The organism is Mesorhizobium sp. M7A.F.Ca.CA.002.15.2.1 (assembly GCF_003998715.1).
In the GTDB taxonomy this organism is placed as follows: domain Bacteria; phylum Pseudomonadota; class Alphaproteobacteria; order Rhizobiales; family Rhizobiaceae; genus Mesorhizobium; species Mesorhizobium ciceri.
Genome location: NZ_RZPI01000696.1, coordinates 1 through 2,851, shown reverse-complemented (window position 1 = coordinate 2,851; position 2,851 = coordinate 1). Strand labels below are relative to the sequence as shown.

Genomic DNA, 2,851 nt, shown 5'->3' with positions numbered 1-2,851 from the left:
CAGCAGCAGCGGCTGGCTGGCGATCTGGCCGAAGCGGCCGAAGCCGATGATCAGCACGCTGCCGGTCAGGCCATCGGCGACGTCGACGCCGTCGAGCGACTGCTCGTCGCGCGGCGTCAGATAGCGCAAGGCGATGATGGCCAGCGGCGTCAGCACCATGGAGATGATGACGATCGCCGTCAGCGTCGCATTGGCGTTGCCGTCGATGATGCCGACCGCCGCGGCCGCCGAATAAAGGACAAAGGCGAACTCACCGCCTTGCGCCATGAAGACCGCGCGCTCAAGCGCCTCGCGGTGGCTGGTTTTCAGGATACGGGCGACGATGTAGATGCCGAATGCCTTCATCACCATGTAGGCGACGACATAGATGGCAATCAGCCGCCAGTTCGCCGCGACCACATGCAGGTCGAGCGACATGCCCACCGCGAGAAAGAACAGACCGAGCAGGATGCCGCGGAACGGTTCGATATCGGCTTCGAGCTGATGGCGGAAGGTCGATTCGGACAAAAGCACACCGGCCAGGAAGGCGCCCATCGCCATCGACAGGCCGCTGAGCTGCATGGCGAGCGCGGATCCGAGAACGACCAGAAGTGCCGCCGCCGTCATCACCTCGCGGGCACGGGCATCCGCCAGGATGCGGAAGAACGGATTGAGCAGATAACGGCCGGCCACAACCAGGCCGACGATCGCGGCGAGGCCGATGCCGACCTCGGTCAGCCGCTCCGATAGGCTGGTGTCGGCACCGCCGGGCGACAGAAGCGCGATCAGGGCCAGCAGCGGCACGATGGCAAGATCCTCGAGCAGCAGGACCGATACGATGCGCTGGCCTTTCGGCGCGGCGATTTCGCCGCGTTCCTCGAGAAGCTGCATGACGATCGCTGTCGAGGTCAGCACGAACCCGGCGCCGGCGACGAAGGATTGCGCGATTGGAAACCCTCCAGCCATGCCGACCCCGGTCAGCAGGAGCGCGCAGACGCCGACCTGCAACGCACCGAGGCCAAAGATCTCGCGGCGCAGGCCCCAGAGCCGCGATGGCTGCATTTCCAGCCCGATGATGAACAGGAACATCACCACGCCGAGTTCGGCGACATGAAGAATGGCTTCCGATTCGGAAAAGACGCCGAGGCCGAACGGGCCGATCACCACGCCGGCAGCCAGATAGCCGAGGATCGAGCCGAGGCCCATGCGCTTGAAGATGGGAACGGCGACGACACCGGCAGCAAGCAGCGCCACCACCTGAACCAGATCACTGCCCGATGCTTCCGCCGCCATGCCTCTTGTCCCTGTGTCTTGCAGCACTCCTTGCATGCAGTTGGAGCGGGAGGCAAGGCGAGAAATCTGCCGGAAAGGGTAGGGTGCCGTTGCAGTGATTGACCTGGTGGAACAACGGTCCCCGCTTGCCTGCCGGACGTTCGGCATCTATATTGCGTATATGTTTGACCATTCGTCCCGGCCGTCCTCGCCGCCACATATCCCGATGGATGCGCTCAGCGAAGTTCTGCAAGACTTTCGCTTGAGTGGTGTCAACTATGGCCGCTGCGAACTCCGGCACCCATGGAGCATAGACTTTCCGCAACAACAGCTGCTTCGGTTTCACTTTGTCGGCCAGGGCCCATGCTGGATTCATACTGAATCGCAAGGTTGGCAGGAGCTGCGCGATGGCGATCTGGTGCTGCTGCCGCAAGGCATCGCCCATCGGCTGGCGAGCGCGCCGGACGTTGCAGGGGGCTCGCTCGAAGGTTGCCAGGTGATCAAGTTGGGGGGCAACGTCTGCGAAGTGGTACGGCAAGGAACGGGCGCGACGAGCACCCTTTTCTGCGGCTCCATGGCCTTGGACTCCTATGCGCTCAACCCATTGATCACGTTGATGCCGCCTGTCATCAAGGGTTGCGACGTGGCCGGCAATGACCCGGTCGTCGGTCCTTTGCTGGCGGCCATGACGGTGGAGGCCTCGCAGCCGCAGATGGGCAGCGCCACGATTCTGTCGCGTATGGCCGACTTGCTGACGGCCCGGCTCATACGCTGCTGGGTCAATTGCAATGGAGCCTCGACCACCGGTTGGCTCGCAGCCATCCGCGACCCCCATATAGGCCGCGCTTTGGCGGCCATGCACCGCGACCCCGGCCACAACTGGACGCTGGGAAGCCTGGCCGGCGTGGCAGGCCAATCGCGCTCGATTTTCGCCGAGCGTTTCAGTGCGGTATTGGGGGAGGGTGCCGCACACTATCTCGCCCGCCTGCGCATGCAGCTTGCCCGCGAATTGCTGGGCCAAAACGGCTTGTCGGTTGCCGAAGTCGCTACCCGTTTGGGCTATGATTCGGAGGCATCCTTCGCGCGCGCGTTCAAGCGCATCACCAATGTCTCGCCGGGCGTTGTGCGTCGCACAATTCCCGGACGAATGGATATGAATTTCGGATTCTAAGATACATATCATCCGAGCGGACTCGCCTATTTAAGACCTCCAAACTTTGGAGATCTTTCCGTGACTGACACAACATTACAGCTTGAAGACGCCGCGACTGGCCTTGATGCCGATGCACCAGCCGCGTGGAGCGCAGCCACCTGGTTCGCGGTCATTTCATTGGCGGCCACCAGCTTTGCCTTGGTGTCGGCCGAATTCCTGCCCGCAGGTCTGCTGACGCCAATGGCACGCGATCTCGGCATCAGCGAGGGGACGGCCGGACAGGTAGTCACCGCCACCGCTTCCGTCGGCGCCGTGACGGCCATGTTGAGCAATGTTCTCATCGGCCGCTTGAACCGCAAGGCGGTGCTGGTTGGTCTCAGTGCTCTTGCGGTCGGTTCCAATGTCCTGGCGGCGCTGGCGACCGATTTCTGGCTGTTGCTGTTGGGC

The 2,851-nt window shown here is 63.0% G+C and carries 2 protein-coding genes and 1 pseudogene; 2 read left to right on the top strand and 1 reads right to left on the bottom strand.

Going from position 1 to position 2,851, the window contains the following annotated elements:
* On the bottom strand, positions 1-1,272 hold a 1,272-nt coding region (locus ENZ74_RS27725), incomplete at its 3' end, for a monovalent cation:proton antiporter-2 (CPA2) family protein (RefSeq protein ID WP_127313144.1).
* Positions 1,273-1,432: 160 nt separating this feature from the next.
* Between ENZ74_RS27725 and ENZ74_RS27720 the strand changes: the two genes are divergently transcribed.
* Together ENZ74_RS27720 and ENZ74_RS27715 are read left to right on the top strand one after the other, a co-directional pair.
* Positions 1,433-2,422 carry an AraC family transcriptional regulator gene (locus ENZ74_RS27720; RefSeq protein ID WP_063170228.1) on the top strand — a complete coding sequence of 330 codons (990 nt, stop codon included), beginning with the start codon at positions 1,433-1,435 and terminating at the stop codon, positions 2,420-2,422.
* Positions 2,423-2,482: 60 nt separating this feature from the next.
* A pseudogene (locus tag ENZ74_RS27715) lies at positions 2,483-2,851 on the top strand (MFS transporter); the annotation flags it as partial.

What these genes read in the sequence shown, in the direction of transcription:
- ENZ74_RS27720 (WP_063170228.1), top strand. Translation starts at nt 1,433, where the DNA reads ATGTTTGACCATTCGTCCCGGCCGTCCTCGCCGCCACATATCCCGATG.